Here is an 18,346-nt window from a genome sequence, read left to right as displayed (position 1 = left end):
TATTAACGCGTCTCACCGGGTATCGGCGATGGCGCATCACCAGTCGTCGAGGGTTTTCCTTGCGGTTCAGCCTAGGTCTGAACTCACAGTCTGGCGACCCCGAACGGCTCACTGCACAGTGACAGATCATTGTTGCGAAAGGACTTTTTCAACAGATACAAAAAAGGCCACTCTTTCGAGTAGCCTTTTTTGATGTTTGGTTGCGGGAGCCGGATTTGAACCGACGACCTTCGGGTTATGAGCCCGACGAGCTACCAGACTGCTCCATCCCGCGTCTGTGTGGCGGCATTCTACAGGCGAACGCCGGAGTGTCAACCGTTAATCCAAGTATGGATCAAATAAACTGGAATCAGCGGCGAACGGTCGCTTGGGGACGCTAAGTTTCGGAATCAGAACGATTTCTCGTTTCTGCTCGGTAAACCATGAGGCGCTGATTTTTTATAAAACAGGCGCGCACAAAAAAGGCCACTCTTTCGAGTAGCCTTTTTCGATGTTTGGTTGCGGGAGCCGGATTTGAACCGACGACCTTCGGGTTATGAGCCCGACGAGCTACCAGACTGCTCCATCCCGCGTCTGTGTGTCGGCATTCTACAGAGGATCGCCAGGCTGTCAACCTTCAATCTCGGTAAAACCTGTTCCTGTTCAATCGCTTAGGTGAAACCAAGGGCCGAAGATCGGGCTGAAACGCAGGCAGGGCAAGGCTTTCGGCTCTATCGGTGGGTGGCTTTCGATTGAGAAAATAAATTCCTCCGGTACTTTTCCTACCGCTTGAAAAGAAGATTCAGACTACTGGTGCTATATACAGGTGTCAGTGAGATACTGCCGGTACAACACGCCAATACTTCATTTCTTTGCCATGAACACCGCTTTTATATGACGCAGCGAAAAATCATCCACGTCGATTGTGACTGCTTCTACGCCGCCATCGAGATGCGTGACGACCCGCGCCTGGCTGGTAAGCCTTTGGCGGTGGGCGGCTCGGCGGATCGGCGTGGGGTGATTGCTACCTGTAACTATGAAGCGCGGGCGTATGGCGTGCGCTCGGCCATGTCTTCCGGACATGCCTTGAAACTGTGTCCGGACCTGACCATCGTCAAGCCGCGCATGGAGGCCTATAGAGAAGCGTCGAAGGAAATACATACGATCTTTCGCGACTACACCGACCTGATCGAACCACTGTCTTTGGATGAGGCTTACCTCGACGTGTCGGACAGTGCGCATTTTGGCGGCAGCGCCACGAGAATCGCCCAGGACATTCGCCGCCGGGTGTCCAACCAGTTGCATATCACCGTATCGGCCGGCGTGGCGCCGAACAAGTTCCTCGCCAAGATCGCCAGTGACTGGAAGAAGCCCAACGGCTTGTTCGTGATCACACCCGATCAAGTGGACGACTTTGTCAGCGGCTTGCCGGTGAGCAAGTTGCACGGTGTTGGCAAAGTGACTGCCGACAAGCTGGGCAAGCTCGGCATTGTCGATTGCGCGCAATTACGCGAATGGAACAAATTGGCGTTGGTACGTGAGTTCGGCAGCTTCGGCGAGCGACTCTGGAGTCTGGCACGTGGGATCGATGAGCGGTTGGTGCACAACGACAGTCGCCGACAGTCGATCAGTGTCGAAAATACCTACGACGTGGACCTGCCGGATCTGGTGAGTTGTCTGGATAAATTGCCTGAGCTGCTGGAGTCCCTGAATGGCCGCATGGCGCGGATCGACAGCAGCTATCGTCCGGGCAAACCGTTCGTCAAAGTGAAATTCCACGATTTTACCCAGACTACGTTGGAGCAGGCCGGGGCAGGGCGGGATCTGGGAAGTTATCAGTTGCTGCTGACCCAGGCCTTCAATCGCGGTGGGAAACCGGTGCGGTTGTTGGGGATTGGGGTGAGGCTGGAGGATTTGCGGGGCGGGTTTGAGCAATTGGAGTTGTTTGAACGGTAGTTTTTCAGTGGATGCAAAGGCCTCATCGCGAGCAGGCTCGCTCCCACTTGAGGGTTGTTGGTGAGCACATAATTTGTGAACACCTCAAATCCCCTGTGGGAGCGAGCCTGCTCGCGATGCTATTAAGCCTTAATTTGGCCCCGGATCCGCCACCAGTCGCCCGGCATCCTTGGTCAGTGACTTGAGGAACTCAGCCTGCAACTCGGGATCGTTGCGGGTCAGTTCGATCAGGCTCTGTTCCAGTTCGCTGGCTTCTTCTTCCAGGCCCAGTTCCGACAGCCGTTTGACCCGGTGCACCCACTGGCTCACTTCGTCGTCTTCGAGGTCGTCGTAAATCAGCTCATGGGCTTCGAGCAGCTTGCCGCGCAAGTTGCTGCTGATGGCCAGGGACGAGTCAGTGTGCACGTCGTCCTTGTTGTCCTCGACACTGATCTGCAGTTTGCCCAGATGATTGAGGTCATGTTCGGCGAACGGGCTGTCCAGCAGGTTCAGGCGCAACACACCGTTGCGGTCGGTGCTCAGCTCGAACGTGTCCTTGCCAGCCTTGACCTGCACCGGACGCTCGCTCCAGGGCAGGCTCGAGTATTCCGTGCGCTTGTCACGCTGGACTTCGTCGATGCCCGCCAGGTTTTGCTGCGCCCGGCCGTGAGACTGCACGTTCATGAACGGGTTGAGCCCGGCAAAACCATAGCTGAGCCAGTCCTTCGTCACGCTGTCCGGCAGATTGCCGAGGGCGAACACGTTGACCACGTTCGCACCGACACCTGCCACCACGGCCACCGCGCCCAGCGGGATCTCATAGATCTCCCTCCAGGGTTGGTAAGGCGTATAGCGATCATAGTGGCGTGTGACTTCGAACTCGGTGACTTCGAAGGTCTTCTGCTCGTGGATTTTCACCCGACGTTGCGGCAGCTCCAGCACTTTGGGCTCGCCGACATCGATCTGCAGGCTGTGATCGAGCAATTTACGCTCGACCCGCTCTTCGTGCTCGCTGCGTTGTGACATGTGATTGGCACAGCCGCTGACCAGCAGGGTGCCGCACAGGGCGGCACCACCGAGGCCTAAGGTGTTTCGCTTGAACATGACGTCTCTATCTGGTGTCAGCGGCGGATACGGGCCTGGAGGAAAGACAGCACGTCAGCGACTGGCAGCGCTTGCGCCTCGGCTTCGGTACGGCTCTTGTATTCCAGATTGCCGTCGGCGAGGCCGCGGTCACTGACCACGATCCGGTGTGGAATGCCGATCAGCTCCATGTCCGCGAACTTGATGCCCGGGCTGGTTTTCTTGTCACGGTCGTCCAGCAACACGTCGAAGCCGGCCGCAGTCAGTTCTGCATAGAGCTTGTCAGTGGCTTCGCGGACCTGTTCAGTCTCGTAGCGCAGCGGCACCAGAGCAATCTGGAACGGAGCGAGGGCGTCGCTCCAGATGATCCCGTTCTCATCGTTGTTCTGTTCGATGGCAGCGGCCACCACGCGGGACACGCCAATGCCGTAGCAACCCATTTCCAGGGTCACTGGTTTGCCGTTCTCGCCCAGCACTTCGCACTTCATCGCCTTGCTGTACTTGTTGCCCAGCTGGAAGATGTGCCCGACTTCAATGCCGCGCTTGATTTCCAGGGTGCCTTTGCCGTCAGGGCTTGGGTCACCGGCCACGACGTTGCGCAGGTCGGCGACGGTCGGAACCGGCAGGTCGCGCTCCCAGTTCACGCCGAAGTAGTGCTTGTCGTCGATGTTGGCACCGATGCCGAAGTCGCTCATCAGCTCGACCGAACGGTCGATGATGATCGGCAGCGGCAGGTTCAGCGGGCCGAGGGAGCCGGCGCCGGCGCCAATGGCATCGCGCAGTTCGGCTTCGGAAGCCATGACCAGCGGGCTGGCAACGCCAGGCTGGTTGGCGGCCTTGATTTCGTTCAGCTCGTGGTCGCCACGGATGATCAGGGCAATCAGCTTGCCTTTCTCTTCTGCGTGCACCACCAGGGTCTTGATGGTTTTTTCGATCGGCAGGTCGAAGCCTTCGACCAGTTGCGCAATGGTCTTGGCGTTCGGCGTGTCGACCAGGCGCAGCTCTTCAGTTGGCGCGGCGCGAGAGGTTTCCCGTGGTACGGCTTCAGCTTTCTCGATGTTCGCGGCGTAGTCGGAGCCGTTGCTGAAGACGATGTCGTCTTCGCCGGACTCGGCCAGCACGTGGAACTCGTGGGAACCGGCGCCACCGATCGAGCCGTTGTCAGCTTCAACCGGACGGAATTTCAGGCCCAGGCGGGTGAAGACGTTGCAGTACGCCTGGTGCATGCGGTCATAGGTGACCTGCAGCGATGCCTGGTCGGCGTGGAACGAGTAGGCATCCTTCATGATGAATTCGCGGCCGCGCATCAAACCGAAGCGTGGGCGGATTTCGTCGCGGAATTTGGTCTGGATCTGATACAGGTTGATCGGCAGCTGTTTGTAGCTGCTCAACTCGTTGCGCATCAGGTCGGTAATGACCTCTTCGTGAGTCGGGCCGGCACAGAAGTCGCGACCGTGGCGATCCTTGAAGCGCAGCAATTCAGGGCCGTATTCCTCCCAGCGACCCGATTCCTGCCACAGCTCAGCCGGTTGAGTGCTCGGCATCAACACTTCGAGAGAACCGGCGGCGTTCATTTCTTCACGCACGATGGCTTCGACCTTGCGCATCACTCGCAAGCCCATCGGCAGCCAGGTGTACAGGCCCGAGGCGAGTTTGCGGATCATGCCGGCGCGCAGCATCAGCTGATGGCTGATGACGACCGCGTCGGAAGGCGTTTCTTTCTGTGTGGCGAGCAAAAATTGACTGGTGCGCATGGTTGGCCGTTGTCGGTTGCTGATAACGAGAAGTGATGGGGCATTGTACGGGCGAGATCTGCTGGCGTACAGGCGTGCGGCCGGCTGTGTGGCTGGAGGGCGATAATCCGCTCGCCCTCTGCGATGCTTCCTACATCAAAGAGGCTGCGATTCTTCCGTGACCGGGGTCTGAGCCGGTTCAGGTGTCGGAGTCGGACCGGCGCGGCGGTTTTCCTGGAACCAGTGCAGGGCGATCAATAGCAGCGTCGGAACACCCAGCAGAGCGGTGATCAGGAAGAAGTTGTGGTAGCCGAACTTTTCCACCATGACTCCGGAGTAGCCGCCGATCAGGCGTGGCAACAAGAGCATGATCGAGCTGAGCAGGGCGTACTGGGTCGCGGAGAATTTGAGGTTGGTCAGACTCGACAGGTAGGCGACGAACGCCGAAGTCGCCAGGCCCGAACTGAAGTTGTCCAGGGAAATGGTGACGATCAGCATCTGCAGATTGGCGCCCATGTCGGTGAGCATCAGGAACAGCAGGTTAGTGGCCGCCGAGGCGGCACCACCGATGAACAGAATGGGCAGAATGCCGAAGCGCACGATCAGCAAGCCGCCCATGCCGGCGCCGACCAACGTCATGATCAGGCCGAAAACCTTGCTGACACTGGCGATCTGATCTTTGGTGAACCCTTGGTCGATGTAGAACACGTTAGCCATGACACCCATGACCGTATCGGACATCCGGTAGGTGGCGATCAGCCCGAGTAGCAACAGGGCTTGCCAGCGGTAACGCAGAATGAAGTCGTTGACCGGCGTCAGCACCGGCGCCAGGCCGCGGCGGCCAATGGCCGACAAACACAGGGCAGTGAGCGTGGTATAGAGGATTGCGCGCAGGAAGGCGCGGTCTTCGAGTAACAGATCGAGCAGGCTGACGCCATTGAACAGTACGCTGGCGAAGTCAGTGTTGTAGAGCTGGGTGAACATGGCCGGGACGGACACCAGCAGTACGATCAGCACGAACACTGACGCCAATTGGTGCACGAAGCTGTAGCGTCCTGCCTGAAGCTGAGTACGCAGGGGCACCGGCGGTTCGCGCATGAAGAGGGAGGTCAGCAGCGCCGGTATCATCAAGATGCCGAACAGTAGGTAGGTGCCAGTCCACGCCGCATGTTTGTAGTTGAAACCGGTGGAGCCGAAACCTTCGGCAAAAAACAGTGCGCCCGCCGTTGCCAACAGGGCCGCGACCCGATAACCGGCCATGTAGCTGGCCGCCAGCGCGGCCTGGCGGGTGTCGTCGACGATTTCCAGGCGATAGGCATCAACGGCGATGTCTTGCGTCGCCGAGGCGAAGGCGACGACCACAGCGATGGCGATCAGCCAGGACAGGTGTTTCTGCGGGTCGCAGAACCCCATGCCGATCAGGCCGAGGATCACCAGAGCCTGGGCAAGCACCAGCCAGGAGCGTCGGCGACCAAGCTTGCCGAGCAGTGGCAGGCGCCATTGGTCGAGCAGCGGGGACCAGACCCATTTAAAGGCGTAGGCCAGGCCGATCAGGCTTGCATAGCCGATGGTTTCGCGAGCAACACCGGCCTCGCGCAGCCAGACTGAAAGCGTCGAAAACACCAGCATGTAGGGCAAGCCGGCGGCGAAACCAAGCAGCAACAGCACGAGCGTCGAGGGGCTGGCATAGGCGGCGAGCGCGGCGCGCCAGGTTTTACGGGGCATGGGCTGAAGTCTGCCTCAAGAATTACGGAAACAAAGCGCGCACTCTAACCGCTGTGCTCTACCGGGCGCCAGCCATGGCGCTGAATATCAACACGATTGTTCAGAACGCTGATGCCTTCCATGCGCAATCGGGCCCGCTGTTCATCCCCCGAAGGGCTGCCTGCGGGCAGGCTGATCCGACCACCGGCACCCAGTACGCGGTGCCAGGGCAATTTAGTATCGCCGGGCAGTTGGCTCAATGTTCGCCCGACCCAGCGGGCGGCGCGACCCAGTCCCGCCAGTTCTGCGAGCTGACCGTAACTCACGACTTTGCCCTCGGGCACTTGTGCCAGGGTCAGGTAGAGCGCCGTGCGTCGGATTTGCGCCGCGCTTTCGGTTTCAGCGGTTGAGTCGGTCACGTCCGGGTTTCCTGAAAAAAATGCGCATTGACCGTCTGTAGAGTAAATCCTGGATTGTCAGTTGAGAAATGAACTCAATAGAAATAGTCGGGTCAGTCCTTGCCAGGGCCTTATTTCCAGGAATGATGCCGACTTTTCTTCGCAAAGTTGAGCTTTTGATTCGCTTATGTTGTCCAGAACCTTGCTGTGCCTCGCTGTCGTCAGTACTTCCACTCCCTTGCTCGCCGATACGGTCTGGTTGAAGAACGGCGACAAGCTCAGCGGCAAGATTACGCTCTTCGATGGCGGCAAGCTGTTGATCCAGACCCAATATGCCGGGGCGGTCCCGATTGACTGGAAAGAGGTCAAAACCCTGGAAAGCGATCAGCAAATGCTGGTCAAGCAAGATGCCTACACTGGCGAGAAGGCCAAGTCGCTGCACGCGGCCGAGGACGGCAAAGTCACTCTGGCTAACGGCGATGGTCCCAAGACTGTGGAGTTGGCCAGTATTCAGCAGATGCTCAAGCCCAAGCCGGTGGTCGAAGATTTGGTGTGGAAGGGTAATGTCGACATGGCACTGGATTATCGGCGGGCCGAAAAGGATACCGATGATTATGATGTCGGCTTCAAAACCAGTGCGCGTCATGGTCGGTGGCGTCATACGGCGGAAGGCGAGTACAACCGCGAGTTCCAGGATGACGTGGTGACCACTGACAACTGGCGTGCCGAGTATTCTCTCGACCGATTCCTTACCGATAACTGGTTCTGGCAAGGCCGTTTGAATTACAAGCGCGACAAGGTCGAAGAGCTGTCCCGGCAACGCACCGTCGGTACCGGCCCCGGTTATCAATTCTGGGATAACGAGCTGGGCGCCTTCTCCTTGGGCTCCCTCCTGAACAACACTGATTACGAGTATTCCAATGGCAGCAAGGAAAACTTCTATTCCCTGGCCATGAAGTGGAACTACAACCGTTATCTGGTTGGCAAGAAGGTTGAGTTCTTCACCAGCGGTGAAGTGGGCAAGCCTTTGTCGGACGTGGCCGATTATGCCCTCGATGCCGAAGTCGGCCTGCGCTACAAGGTCACCGATTGGGCGTCGCTGAACCTGAAGGCCGAAAGAGACATCATCAGCGGCAGCGAGAAGGCTGATCTGAGCAAGACCCGATACACCGCAGGGTTTGGCGTGGCCTGGTAAGTCGGGTCTTGTCCTCGGTTTATGCCTTGGGTTATGTGCATTCGCCTTGGCGGACACCAGCGTCGTAGTGACATTCCATGGTCGCTTTACCGTCCGGCGCCCAGAAGCGGCTGACTCCCTGCTCAAGGCCGGCCTTGTATTCCACCGACGAATTCATCTGGCCACTTTCGTACCAGGTGAGGGCGGTACCCTCAAGTTTGCCATCTTTGTAGATCTTGTGATCCTTGAGTTGGCCGGTGCCATACCACTCTTTGAAGTCGCCCTGTTCGCGGTGTTGTTCATCCCACTGCCATTGCACGGTTTGCACGCCCTGGTCAGTCCACGTTGCGTAACTACGCTGCACGTTTTGTTCGTCGTTGAAGATCTTCTGTTTCACCTTTCCGTTGGGGTGGTAATCGATATGCCAGCCCAGGGGTTTGTTGTCGACGTAGTCCCCGCTGCTTTGTAGCGTGCCGTCCGGGTAGTAAGAGGGGCTTGGGCCAACCTTTTTGCCGTCGACAAACTGACCGCGTGACTTGATCTTGCCATCGGGGTAATAACCGAAAATCGGGCCGTCCGGTACATCGTTGCGATAGCTGACGCGGCCGATCAATGCGCCGTTTTCGTCATATTCCAGGTATTCACCGTCAACCCGCCGACCCGAATGCCAGTTATAGGACTCTGATTTTTTGCCGTTATCGTGGTAGGTGGTTTCCCAGCCTTCCAGCTCATCGTTCAAGTAATGGGTGCGTTTGGTGACAATGCCGCTGTCCGAGTAGGTCAGCATTTCACCCTGACGCAGGCCCTTCATGTCGTACTTGATGGTTTGGCCGATCTTTGCGTCCGGGTAGTAAGTTTTCGACTCAATCACGGGCTTGCCTGAAACGAAATCCTTGGCGTCGACGAAGTAGTCGCGGCGTACGGTGCCCGATTCGATGTAAAAGACTTTGGCATGCCAGGCCTTGCGCTTGCTGTCGTAGGTCAACGGCATCGGCAAGAAATAAGAAGCCTGACCCTTTGTTGTTGGTGCGTATTGCTCGTCCAGATACAGCTTGCCGTCCACCAGTGATGCTGTCAGTGCGCTGCACTCTTCTGGCGTGCAGGCGCGCACCTTTTCGAAAAAGGCCCGTTTTCCGTCGCACTCAGAAAGCGTCAGCAGCAGTGGGGTTTCATCGTCGATCAGTTGCTGCACTTCGTCGAGGAGCCTGCCAAACGATTCATTGGGAACGCCCACCGATGCGGGTGTGAGGTAGACCTCATTGCTGCCGCAGGCATGTGCCGTGGAGAGGGTCAGCAATGCCGCGGCTCTCAGCTGGGCCTGCTGAGCGCCCTGTATTTCCGGGTCTTTGCCGATATACGTTGCGTTAGGGTTCATGCCGATAATGATTGTCGGATGATCGGAGTGGGGGGTATTGGCGTGAGTCGCGAAGGAGAGAGTGAGTGTGATCAGTGCTGCGCCCAGCGACTTCCATTGCTTGAATTGCATCCTGCTGCTTCCATGTGATTTTCCAGGCGGCGAATCATATAGATGACAGATGGTCGGCGTAAGGGGAAAACAGACGCCCACAAAAAAGCCCCGCTTTTAAGGGCGGGGCTTTTTACTAAAGCAAGTACAAGTTAGATAACTTGAACTTCTTCAGCTTGCATGCCTTTCTGACCGCGGGTAGCGATGAAAGAAACCTGTTGGCCTTCTTTCAGGCTTTTGAAGCCGTCGGATTGGATAGCTTTGAAGTGAACGAACAGGTCGTCACCGGATTGTGGAGTGATGAAGCCGAAGCCTTTTTCATCGTTGAACCACTTAACGGTACCGGTTTGGCGATTAGACATGGTGTAACTCCTTGAACAAAGATAACTGCGACTCAGGAAGAACCCTGGCCGAGACTGAGTGCAAAGAGCAGGAAAAATTCTTGTAGATGGTTGGATCGAAATTCAACATATCGTGTAGAGATTCTCAGTGACACAAGCAGCACAGTGGCGCCACCTTAACCCTTTTTCCGGAACGTGCCAATGATTCTTGCGAAGGTTTCTCTTTTTTAATGACTGACGGTGCATCGTAAGGCGGTAAGGCCCCGGAATTCACGGGGGATCGGCGAGAATTGTCTCCCGGACTTTGAACCCGGAGCGCTGCCCGGTAAGATGCCGGACAGAATTTTTCCACCTCGCTATTCAGGACACCCGCCATGAGCATCAAATCGGACAAGTGGATTCGCCGCATGGCGCAAGAGCACGGCATGATCGAGCCCTTCGTGGAACGTCAGATGCGCGGCAGTGACGACAGTCGTGTGATCTCCTACGGTGTGTCGAGCTACGGGTACGATGTGCGTTGCACCAATCATTTCAAGGTGTTCACCAACATCAATTCGGCCATCGTCGATCCGAAAAACTTCGACGCTGGCAGTTTCGTCGACATCCACAGCGACGTGTGCATCATCCCGCCAAACTCCTTCGCCTTGGCCAGTACCGTCGAATACTTCCGCATTCCGCGCAACGTATTGACCATCTGTCTGGGCAAGAGCACCTACGCCCGCTGCGGCATCATCGTCAACGTGACCCCGCTCGAGCCCGAGTGGGAAGGCCATGTGACCCTGGAGTTCTCGAACACCACCAACCTGCCGGCGAAGATCTACGCCAACGAAGGCGTGGCGCAGATGCTGTTCCTCGAGTCCGACGAGGAATGTGAAGTGTCCTACAAGGACCGTGGCGGCAAGTATCAGGGCCAGCGTGGCGTGACCCTGCCGCGTACCTGAGTCAACCGTCTGACAAACCGTTGGAATTCCTGGGCGGGCGTACACTCTATGGGGTGTACTGCTCCGATTCGCGCAAGGCGGATCGGGCCATCGCTCAGGAGTGCTTCATGAAGATCGATCCGCGAATAAGTGCCGAACTGGCAAGGCTCGAGCCCAATCAGGTTGGCGTGCTGGCCTGGTCCTTGTTGGCGCATCCGCCAGTCAGCATGGCAGGGGGCATCCCCCATCAGCCTGATCCCGACACCCCCAATGAAGATCCGACAGAGCCCGGAGAGCCCACCCTGCCGGATGAACCGCCTCCTGCGCCTGTGGTCTGATACCCGCTTTTGAGGGAGCGAGCATCGCTCGCTCCCACGGGAAGGTGGCGTTTTACTTGAGGTTGCCGCTCAGGAACTGCTTCAACCGCTCACTCTGCGGATTGCCCAGCACGTCTTCCGGCGCGCCTTCTTCTTCCACCAGCCCCTGATGCAGGAACAGCACCTGGCTCGACACTTTGCGGGCGAAGCTCATTTCGTGGGTCACCATGATCATGGTCCGGCCTTCTTCGGCCAGGCCCTGGATCACCTTGAGCACTTCGCCGACCAGTTCCGGGTCGAGTGCCGAGGTCGGTTCGTCGAACAGCATCACTTCCGGTTCCATGGCCAGTGCGCGGGCGATGGCTACCCGTTGTTGCTGACCGCCCGACAGAAAAGCCGGGTACTGATCCGCCACACGCGGCGCCAGGCCAACCTTGTCGAGGTAACGTCGGGCACGGTCCTCGGCTTCTGCCTTGCTGCAACCGAGCACCCGCCGCGGGGCCATGGTGATGTTTTCCAGCACCGTCATGTGGCTCCACAGGTTGAAGTGCTGGAACACCATGGCCAGGCGGGTGCGGATCCGTTGGAGCTCATCGGGGTCGGCCACATGGATGCCGTGACGGTCCTTGGCCATGCGGATGTTCTGGCCGTCCAGGCTCATGGTGCCGTCGTTGGGTTGTTCGAGAAAATTGATGCAGCGTAAAAAGGTGCTCTTGCCCGAGCCGCTGGCGCCGATCAGGCTGATGACGTCGCCGGTTTTGGCCTTGAGCGAAACGCCTTTGAGCACCTGATGATCGCCATAGCTTTTATGCAGGCCTTCGATGGTCAGTTTGTACATGGGGCATGCATCCTCAAGGCGAAAGTAGATAGCCGCTGCGATAGGCTTCAGTACCCGCGACGTGGGCGATTACCATGCCGGCAGTGGCCATGCGCCGTAGCGAACGGGCGTACATCAGTCCGGCGACGGTGCAATGAACTGGGGTGACGCGATCATTGATCGGGTCGATGACTTCGGCGATCAGTTGCCCGGCCTCCAGGTATTCCCCGGACAGGGCCGTGAACACCAGCAGTCCGCCCACGGGTGTCGCCACCGGTTCGACACCGGCCAGCGGCGTGGCCGGGTAGGGCAGTTCCGGTAAGGGAGCCGGCTCACCGGCAATCGCGCCGAAGTGAATCAGATAATCGATCAGTGCCTGGCAATCGAGGCTGGCCAGTGGGTGATTGACATCGCCCTGGCCGCGCAATTCGACGGTCACCGAAAAGCTGCCCAGCGGAATATCGAAATGCTCGCCGAAGCGTTCTTTCAACTGCCACCAGAGCAGGGTGAAGCATTCATCGAACGACTGGCCGCCAGAGTCGGTGGCCAACAGGCTGGCTTCGGCACCGATGTAGCGCGCCAGCGGTTCGACCTGAGGCCAGGCTTCAGGCGTGGTGTAGAGGTGCGCCACGGCTTCGAAATCGCAATGCAGGTCCAGCACCATGTCTGCGTCGCAAGCCAGTCGTTGCAGGGTCAGGCGTTGGGATTGCAGTTGCGTGCCAGCAGTATGGCGCGCCAATGCGTCGCGCAGACTGCTGCGGATCAGTTCGAGGTTGCGTTGCGGATCGTCGCCCAGCAGGCCTTCGATCTCATTGCCGACCTCTTCACTCAAATCGATGAACCAGCGATTGAAGTTCTGCCCGCTTTCCAGCTCGTAGCGGCCCAATGGAACGTCCATCAACACTTGTTCCAGGCCGACCGGGTTGGCCACGGGCACCAGCACGATTTCGCTGCGCAGCCGGCCGGCGGCTTCCAGCTCCGCCAGACGCTGTTTGAGGTGCCAGGCCACCAGCATGCCGGGCAGTTCGTCGGCATGCAGGGAGGACTGGATGTAGATCTTGCCTTTGGCCGCCTGGGGGCCGAAGTGGAAGCTGTGGATCTGTCGCACGGTCCCCGGCAGCGGGGCCAGCAGGTCATGAATCTGGTGGCGCATGTACGAATTGTCCTAGTGAGTCGGCCCGAGGAAGGCCAGCCATCGGCGTTCGGCGAGACGGAACAGGCCGACCAGCGCAAAGGTAACGGTCAGATAGATCAGCGCGGCGATACCGAATGACTGGAACGTCAGGAAGGTCGCCGAGTTGGCGTCGCGAGCGACTTTCAGGACATCCGGGATGGTCGCGGTGAACGCCACGGTGGTCGAATGGAGCATCAGGATCACTTCGTTGCTGTAATAAGGCAACGAGCGACGCAGCGCCGACGGCATGATGATGTAGGCATAGAGCTTCCAGCCTGACAGACCGTAAGCCTTGGCCGCCTCGACTTCGCCGTGAGCCATGCTGCGAATCGCCCCGGCGAAGATTTCCGTGGTGTAGGCGCAGGTGTTCAGGGCAAAGGCCAGGATCGTGCAGTTCATCGCATCGCGAAAGAACGCATCAAGGACGGGCTGCGCGCGCACGGCCGCCAGGCTGTAGATGCCGGTGTAACAGATCAGCAGCTGAATATAGAGCGGCGTACCCCGAAACAGATAGGTGTAGAACTGCACCGGCCAGCGCAGGTAGAGCTTGGGGGAAACCCGGGCAATGGACAGCGGGATCGACACCAGAAAGCCGATGAAGATCGACGCACTGAGCAGCCACATGGTCATGGCCAGGCCGGTGATGTTGTAGCCGTCGGTATAAAGGAAGGGTTTCCAGTATTCCTGCAAGAGTTCGATCATCGTACGGTCTCCCGGGCACCGGCGGCGTAGCGGCGTTCGAGCCAGCGCAGGACAACGTTGGAGGCGCTGGTGATCAGCAAGTAGATCAATGCAGCCAGCACCAGGAAGTAGAACAGTTGATAGGTGCTTTTACCGGCGTCCTGCGCAGCCTTGACCAGGTCGGCGAGGCCGATGATCGAGACCAGCGCGGTGGCCTTGAGCATCACCATCCAGTTGTTGCCGATGCCCGGCAGGGCGAAGCGCATCATTTGCGGGAACACCACGAAACGAAAGCGCTGTCCGCGTTTTAGACCGTAGGCAGTGGCGGCTTCGACCTGGCCCCGTGGCACGGCGAGGATCGCCCCGCGGAAGGTTTCGGTGAAGTACGCGCCATAAATGAAGCCCAGGGTGATGACCCCGGCGCTGAACGGGTTGATCTCGATGTATTCCCATTCCATGAAATCGGTAAATGAGGTCAGCCAGGTTTGCAGGCTGTAGAAGATCAGCAGCATCAGCACCAGGTCCGGTACCCCGCGAATCAGCGTGGTGTAGATCTGCGCCGGCACCCGCAGCAGTTTGACTTTTGACAGCTTGGCACTGGCGCCCAGCAGGCCGAGCAATACGGCCACCAACAGCGACAACACCGATAATTTGATAGTCATCCAGGTGCCTTCCAACAGCAACGGACCGAAGCCCTGAAGGCTGAAGGCTGAGAGCCCCAGGTTTTGTAATAGGTTTTCAAACATAAATCAGCAACCTGATCGGGTGAAAAAAGCGCCCATCGCAAGATGGGCGCCGGGCATTATTTGCCGCTGTACAGATTCAGATCGCCAAAGTGTTTCTTCTGAATGGTGGCGTAGGTGCCATCGTCGTGTAACGCTTTGATACCTTTATCCAGAAGTGCCTTGAGGTCTTTGTTACCTTTCGAGATACCGACAGCAGTTTTGGCTGGCAGCAATTCGCTGTCGACAGGCTTGCTGACTTCGTAATCGGCGCCTTTTGGCGACTTCAGGAAGCCCAGTTCGGCTTGCAGCATGTCCTGGATGGCGGCGTCGAGACGGCCGGAAGTCAGGTCGGAATACACCTGATCCTGGTTGGCGTAGGCCTGGGTTTTCACACCAGCCTTGTCCAGCACGGCTTTGGCATAGGCTTCCTGAATGGTGCCTTGCTCGTAACCGACGGTTTTACCCTTCAGCGTGGCGACGTCCGTGGTCAGGCCGGAGCCTTTCTTGAACACGTAGGCGGTAGGGCCGGAGAACAGCTCACTGGAGAAGTCGATGACTTTTTCGCGAGCCGGCGTGACGGTCATCGAAGAGATTACACCGTCGAATTTATTGGCCTTGAGGCCTGGAATCATGCCGTCGAAATCGCTTTCGACCCATTTGCACTTGACCTTCAGCTCGGCGCAGATCGCATTGCCCAGGTCAATGTCGAAGCCTACCAGGCTGCCATCGGCTGCCTTGGACTCGAACGGCGCGTAGGAAGGGTCAACACCAAAACGCAATTCCTTGTATTCCTTTGCCAGCGCGGAGCCGGCAGCCATGCACAACGCCAGTGCAGAAAGGGTCAGCAATGCTTTTTTCATTATTCAATCCCTAAGAACCAATATGAGCGCTTGTGGCGCAGAAGTACTGTTACTGAAAAGCGTAAGACCTATTAAAAGTAGCAATTTCCGAACCAGAGTCCCGAACAAGCGTTTTAAAAGATGGTTCAGGAAATGGTAAAGCGGGATTTGTGCACGAAAACGGGCATCGCCAGATCTCCGCACCTGAATGGTGCGCAGTGCTGGCGCAGAACTTGTAGGAGCGAGGCTTGCCCGCGAAGAATGCACTGCGGTTTTTCAGGTATTACGTGTCATCGTTCTTCGCGGGCAAGCCTTGCTCCTACGGGATTCGCGTCAGGTCAGGCCAGTAAATCCTGCAACGTCGCCAGGCTGTCAGCTTCCTCCACCGACTTGTCCTGCCGCCAGCGCAACATCCGCGGAAACCGCACCGCAATTCCGCTTGGCTGTCGTTTCGACGGTGCAATGCTCTCGAATCCCAGTTCAAACACCAGGCTCGGTTTTACACGGATCACCGGTCCGGATTTTTCCACCATGGTCTCGCGTACGATGCTGTCTATCTGGCGGATTTCTTCGTTGGTCAAGCCGGAATAGGCTTTGGCAAAAGGCACCAGTGTTCGTTCCCGGGCAGAGGGTGGGCCGTCCCACACGGCGAAGGTGTAATCAGTGTAGAGACTGGCCTGGCGGCCATGACCCTGCTGAGCATGGATCAGCACTGCATCGACGCAGAACGGGTCGACTTTCCATTTCCACCACACACCCATGTCTTTGTTTCGCCCGACGCCATACTGCGCGTCGCGGGCCTTGAGCATCATGCCTTCGACCCTCAGTTGACGAGAGGCGTCCCGTTGGCGGGCGAGGTCGAACCAGTCTTCGCCGATCAATAAGGGCGAGGCAAGTAACACCGGGTTTGCGCAGGTGGTGACCAGGTGTTCCAACTGAGCGCGGCGCACGGCCTGAGTCTGGTTCCGCAAATCCTGGCCCTGCCATTCCAGAAGGTCAAAGGCCTGGAGGACCACGGGCACCTCATTGAGGATTTTCTTGTCCAGCGTGTTACGGCTGCTGCGTTTTTGCAGCAGGGCGTAAGGCTGCACAGCCGGCGATGTTGGCGAAGCGTTCCCAGAGCCCGAGGGCGCGGTTTTCCAGGCGACGATTTCACCGTCGATCACCGTGCCGTCGGGCAAATCGTGAACCAGGCTGCCCAGTTCTGGGAAACGTTCGGTCACCAGTTCGTCGCCTCGTGACCAGACCCACAAGCACCCATCGCGCTTGACCACTTGGGCGCGGATGCCGTCCCATTTCCACTCCACCTGCCATTGGCTGGCGGGGCCGAGCAGGGCTTCGAACTGCTCAACCGATTGCGACAACGCATGGGCAAGGAAAAACGGGTAGGGCTGGCCACCTCGTTGGGCGTGTTCATCGGGTGCTTCGGGGGCAATCAGCTTCAGGTAACTGGCGGCGTTCGGGCGGTGCGACAGGGCGGTGTAACCCTCCAGCCGCTGGGCTACTCGTTTGCTGTCGAGCCCAGCCATGGCTGCCACGGCGCGGATGACCAGCGATTTTGAGACACCGACACGGAAACTGCCGGTGATCAGTTTGATGCACAGCATCAGGCTCTGGCGATTCAGTTGCGCCCACAGCGCAGGCAGGCGTTCGGCGAGGGCTCGCGGGGGCGCGCTGCGCAGCGGCAGCAGTTTGTTTTCAATCCACACCGTCAGTCTGTCGGTAGACGTGTGAGGCGTTTCTGGCAGCACCAGCGAAATGGTTTCAGCCAGATCACCAACCACCTGGTAGCTTTCCTCGAATAACCAGGGCGAGAGCCCGGAGCATGTGATTGCAATGTCGCGCACCACCCGTACCGGCACCCATTGCCGAGTCCGCCCGCCGGCTAGCAAGTACACCGCCCAGGCGGCATCTTCGGGCGTGGCCTGGGCGAAATAGTGCTGCATCGCCGCGAGTTTGGCGTTGCTTGAGGTGGCGGCATCGAGTTCGGCATACAGCTCGGCGAAGGCTTTCATGCCTGCACCTCGGCGCTCTCGGATTCAAAGGTTGCGTTGTTCTCGTCGTCGCCGAATTTGGTGCTGAATCCCATGGCATCGAGGCCCTTTTCGCGCAGATGCCGCACCAGCACTCCGATCGATCCATGGGTGACCTTCACCCGCTCGGCTCCGGACTGCTCGATAGCCCAGAGCAGGCCGGGCCAATCGGCGTGATCGGACAGCGCGAAACCACGATCCACGCTGTGCCGCCGTCGCGTGTCGCGCAAACGCATCCAACCATTGGCGAGGGCATCGCTGTAGTCGCCGAAGCGCCGTACCCAATTGCTGGTGCCAGTTGCAGGTGGCGCGAGGACCAGAGCTTTGCGCATCAACGGATCGTGCTTTTTTACTTCGCCGGCATAAATCGTTGGCGGTAAATAAATACCGCTCTGGCGATAAAGCTGATTGAGCGGTTCAATCGCACCATGCACCAGGATGGGGCCCAGGCTGGCATCGATGCCATGAAGAATCCGCTGAGCCTTGCCGAAGGCATGGCAGAGCAGCACGCTGGTTTTGCCGACTGCGGCGTTTGCCTGCCACCACTGATTGATCTCGGCAAGGATCTGCGCCTGGGGTTGCCAGCGGTAAATCGGCAGGCCGAACGTCGATTCTGTGATGAAGGTGTGACAGCGCACCGGTTCGAAGGGTGCACAGGTGCCGTCGGGCTCTGTTTTGTAATCACCTGAGGCGACCCAGACCTCGCCGCCGTATTCCAGCCGCACCTGGGCTGAGCCGAGCACGTGGCCTGCGGGGTGAAAACTCAGTTTTACGCCATGGTGCAGCAAATGCTCGCCATAGGGCAGCGTTTGCAGGTTGATGCCCTGGCCCAGCTGCGCGCGCAGAACGCCCGCACCCGGCGCCGCAGCCAGATAGTGTTGATTGCCACGGCGAGCATGATCGCCGTGGGCGTGGGTGATGACCGAACGCTCGACCGGGTGCCACGGGTCGATATAAAAATCCCCGGGCGGGCAGTACAAACCTTCGGGACGCGCGATAACAAGGTCCATATTGTTACCAGAATGGAG

The 18,346-nt window shown here is 58.4% G+C and carries 17 protein-coding genes and 2 tRNA genes; 4 read left to right on the top strand and 15 right to left on the bottom strand.

From position 1 onward, the window contains the following. Window positions 1–197: 197 nt before the first annotated feature. Window positions 198–274: transfer RNA gene (locus AC30D7_RS25195), tRNA-Met, on the bottom strand. Window positions 275–495: 221 nt separating this feature from the next. Beyond that, window positions 496–572, bottom strand: a tRNA-Met gene (locus AC30D7_RS25190). Window positions 573–873: 301 nt separating this feature from the next. Here AC30D7_RS25190 and dinB point away from each other — a divergent pair. Further along, complete coding sequence (gene dinB / locus AC30D7_RS25185) at window positions 874–1,935, top strand: DNA polymerase IV (protein WP_019647857.1); 1,062 nt, start codon at window positions 874–876, stop codon at window positions 1,933–1,935. A gap of 129 nt (window positions 1,936–2,064) precedes the next feature. On the opposite strand, the gene AC30D7_RS25180 is transcribed toward dinB, so the two are convergent. From AC30D7_RS25180 to AC30D7_RS25165, 4 genes are all read right to left on the bottom strand, one after another. Continuing rightward, window positions 2,065–3,018 carry a hypothetical protein gene (locus AC30D7_RS25180; RefSeq protein ID WP_490135894.1) on the bottom strand — a complete coding sequence of 318 codons (954 nt, stop codon included), beginning with the start codon at window positions 3,016–3,018 and terminating at the stop codon, window positions 2,065–2,067. 17 nt (window positions 3,019–3,035) lie between these two features. Beyond that, window positions 3,036–4,751, bottom strand: coding sequence for a proline--tRNA ligase (locus AC30D7_RS25175; protein WP_490135893.1), 1,716 nt, complete (start codon window positions 4,749–4,751; stop codon window positions 3,036–3,038). 135 nt (window positions 4,752–4,886) lie between these two features. Then, window positions 4,887–6,455 carry an AmpG family muropeptide MFS transporter gene (locus AC30D7_RS25170; protein WP_490135892.1) on the bottom strand — a complete coding sequence of 523 codons (1,569 nt, stop codon included), beginning with the start codon at window positions 6,453–6,455 and terminating at the stop codon, window positions 4,887–4,889. A 44-nt stretch (window positions 6,456–6,499) separates the two neighbouring features. Continuing rightward, window positions 6,500–6,853: an MGMT family protein gene (locus AC30D7_RS25165; protein ID WP_018926938.1), complete on the bottom strand. Its 354-nt coding sequence runs from the start codon at window positions 6,851–6,853 to the stop codon at window positions 6,500–6,502. A gap of 166 nt (window positions 6,854–7,019) precedes the next feature. Here AC30D7_RS25165 and AC30D7_RS25160 point away from each other — a divergent pair, with 166 nt between their 5' ends. Then, on the top strand, window positions 7,020–8,027 hold the full coding sequence (locus AC30D7_RS25160; protein ID WP_490135891.1) for a DUF481 domain-containing protein: 1,008 nt from the start codon (window positions 7,020–7,022) through the stop codon (window positions 8,025–8,027). Between the two features lie 31 nt (window positions 8,028–8,058). On the opposite strand, the gene AC30D7_RS25155 is transcribed toward AC30D7_RS25160, so the two are convergent. Then, window positions 8,059–9,492, bottom strand: coding sequence for a toxin-antitoxin system YwqK family antitoxin (locus AC30D7_RS25155; RefSeq protein WP_490135890.1), 1,434 nt, complete (start codon window positions 9,490–9,492; stop codon window positions 8,059–8,061). Between the two features lie 131 nt (window positions 9,493–9,623). Further along, on the bottom strand, window positions 9,624–9,833 hold the full coding sequence (locus AC30D7_RS25150; RefSeq protein WP_002554837.1) for a cold-shock protein: 210 nt from the start codon (window positions 9,831–9,833) through the stop codon (window positions 9,624–9,626). 353 nt (window positions 9,834–10,186) lie between these two features. Here AC30D7_RS25150 and dcd point away from each other — a divergent pair, with 353 nt between their 5' ends. Beyond that, the gene (gene dcd, locus AC30D7_RS25145; protein WP_007940589.1) at window positions 10,187–10,753 is read left to right on the top strand and encodes a dCTP deaminase; all 567 of its coding nucleotides are present in this window, start codon (window positions 10,187–10,189) and stop codon (window positions 10,751–10,753) included. Window positions 10,754–10,860: 107 nt separating this feature from the next. Then, window positions 10,861–11,070, top strand: coding sequence for a hypothetical protein (locus AC30D7_RS25140; protein WP_019580966.1), 210 nt, complete (start codon window positions 10,861–10,863; stop codon window positions 11,068–11,070). Between the two features lie 52 nt (window positions 11,071–11,122). Here AC30D7_RS25140 and AC30D7_RS25135 read toward each other — a convergent pair whose 3' ends face one another. From AC30D7_RS25135 to AC30D7_RS25105, 7 genes are all read right to left on the bottom strand, one after another. Continuing rightward, complete coding sequence (locus AC30D7_RS25135) at window positions 11,123–11,887, bottom strand: ABC transporter ATP-binding protein (RefSeq protein WP_490135889.1); 765 nt, start codon at window positions 11,885–11,887, stop codon at window positions 11,123–11,125. Between the two features lie 13 nt (window positions 11,888–11,900). Continuing rightward, a complete protein-coding gene (locus AC30D7_RS25130) occupies window positions 11,901–13,019 on the bottom strand; it encodes a succinylglutamate desuccinylase/aspartoacylase family protein (RefSeq protein ID WP_490135888.1) in 1,119 nt (372 codons plus the stop codon). A 12-nt stretch (window positions 13,020–13,031) separates the two neighbouring features. Further along, window positions 13,032–13,742, bottom strand: a complete 711-nt coding sequence (locus AC30D7_RS25125) for an ABC transporter permease (protein ID WP_204125325.1) — start codon at window positions 13,740–13,742, stop codon at window positions 13,032–13,034. Then, window positions 13,739–14,467, bottom strand: coding sequence for an ABC transporter permease (locus tag AC30D7_RS25120; protein ID WP_490135887.1), 729 nt, complete (start codon window positions 14,465–14,467; stop codon window positions 13,739–13,741). The genes AC30D7_RS25125 and AC30D7_RS25120 overlap by 4 nt, the downstream gene beginning before the upstream one ends. A gap of 56 nt (window positions 14,468–14,523) precedes the next feature. Next, complete coding sequence (locus AC30D7_RS25115; RefSeq protein ID WP_018926930.1) at window positions 14,524–15,306, bottom strand: transporter substrate-binding domain-containing protein; 783 nt, start codon at window positions 15,304–15,306, stop codon at window positions 14,524–14,526. Between the two features lie 317 nt (window positions 15,307–15,623). Next, entirely contained in the window at window positions 15,624–17,300 is a 1,677-nt protein-coding gene (locus tag AC30D7_RS25110; protein WP_490135886.1) for an ATP-dependent DNA ligase, read from the bottom strand. Then, window positions 17,297–18,328, bottom strand: coding sequence for a ligase-associated DNA damage response exonuclease (locus AC30D7_RS25105; protein ID WP_490135885.1), 1,032 nt, complete (start codon window positions 18,326–18,328; stop codon window positions 17,297–17,299). The genes AC30D7_RS25110 and AC30D7_RS25105 overlap by 4 nt, the downstream gene beginning before the upstream one ends. Between the last annotated feature and the right edge of the window lie 18 nt (window positions 18,329–18,346).

The sequence above is a fragment of the Pseudomonas sp. DF5 genome (assembly GCF_058148225.1).
Note: the sequence above shows the minus strand (reverse complement) of the source record. Positions and strands in the feature narration are given on the sequence as shown.